Here is a 1,605-nt window from a genome sequence, read left to right as displayed (position 1 = left end):
GGCGGATTTGGAAAAGTTATGAATCACTATTCCCCAGCATACAAGGCAGAGCTCATTCAACGTATGTCGCCACCGGAGAATATTCCTGTAAAGGAACTCGAGAAAGAAACTGGGATAAGCAAGAATACCCTTTACAGTTGGTGTAAAAGAGACCGCAAAAAAAGAGGCTTTGTGAAAAAATCAGGATCAAAATCACAATGGACATCTGAAGAAAAGTTTTTAATAGTCCTTGAAACAGCATCTTTGAGTGAGTCAGAGATCGGTGAATATTGTAGAAAAAAAGGAATTTACAAAGAGCAACTTGTTCAATGGCGGGAAGCTTGTGTTCAAGCTAATACCCCTAAAAACAGACCACCTGCCAAAGAATTAGAAGAGAATCGAGTGCTACAGAAACGTCTGAAAAAAGTTGAAAAAGAACTCCTTAGAAAAGACAAGGCCCTTGCTGAGACAGCTGCTCTTCTTGTTTTAAGAAAAAAAGCAAATGCGATTTGGGGGGACAGCGGGGACGAATGATCAGCCCCTCTGATCGCAAGGCGGCCGTTGTCTTGATTAATGAAGCTGTGGCTTCGGGCGCCAGAAAAGCTCAAGCTTGTAAAGAGTTATCGATTGATATCCGTACCTTTCAACGTTGGACTTGTGCCAATGGTGTTGCTGTTGATCGCCGTGCTGACGCCCAGCGCCCAGTACCTGTAAATAGCCTGAGTCCTTCTGAAAAAGAGAAGATTATTAAAGTCTCAACGTCCGAGGAGTTCTGTGACTTATCCCCTTGTCAAATTGTACCGATTTTGGCCGATCGAAAAGAATATATTGGCTCTGAATCAACAATTTATCGAGTCCTTAAAAAGAAGAAGATGCTTGAGCACCGGGGTCGCTCCAAGAAATCTCAACCTTCAAGAGAAGCAACCACTCACTGCGCAACGGCTCCAAACCAGGTATGGTGCTGGGACATCACCTACTTACCAGGCCCGATCAAAGGCCAGTATTATTACTTTTATATGATTCTTGACCTATTCAGCCGAAAAATTGTTGCGCAAGAGGTACATATCTGCGAATCATCAAAAAATGCTGCCCAACTCGTTCATAGAACAGTTTTGCGTGAAGGGTGCATCGGAAAGCCTCTAATCTTACATTCGGATAACGGTAGCCCCATGAAGGGCGCAACATTGAGAGAGAAACTTAAAACGCTTGAAATATCAAGTTCATTTAACCGCCCAAGAGTAAGTAATGACAACGCATTTGCGGAGTCGCTTTTTCGAACATTTAAGTATCGTCCAGAGTACCCTACTGACGGATTTGTTGACCTTGACCAGGCTCGGACGTGGGTGCTTTCTTTTACGAATTGGTACAACCTCGTGCATCGCCACAGTTCCATCAATTTTGTTACACCCGATCAACGACATCGGGGTGAGGATATCGAAATCCTAAAGCAACGAGCCCTCTTTTATCAAAGCCAGAAGGAAAAACACCCCGAGCGCTGGAGTGGGCCTTGTAAGGATATGGAACACAAAAAACACGTTTACCTTAACCCTGAAAAGGTTGTTTCTGAGGGCCTCGGATTGGTCGCGGCTTGATGTGTATAGGCGACAACTATCTTGACAGCCACCG

1 protein-coding gene is annotated in these 1,605 nt (G+C 44.4%); it reads left to right on the top strand.

Features of this window, described 5'->3' with window-relative positions:
- The first annotated feature begins 18 nt into the window (after positions 1 to 18).
- Positions 19 to 1,571, top strand: a protein-coding gene (locus MSL71_RS26290; protein WP_425484464.1) for an IS3 family transposase whose coding sequence is annotated in 2 segments (ribosomal slippage) — positions 19 to 478 and positions 478 to 1,571 — 1,554 coding nt in all. Because the reading frame shifts where the segments join, the coding sequence is not laid out codon by codon here.
- Positions 1,572 to 1,605 lie beyond the last annotated feature (34 nt).

The organism is Desulfoluna butyratoxydans, from assembly GCF_900699765.1.
In the GTDB taxonomy this organism is placed as follows: domain Bacteria; phylum Desulfobacterota; class Desulfobacteria; order Desulfobacterales; family Desulfolunaceae; genus Desulfoluna; species Desulfoluna butyratoxydans.
Note: the sequence above shows the minus strand (reverse complement) of the source record. Positions and strands in the feature narration are given on the sequence as shown.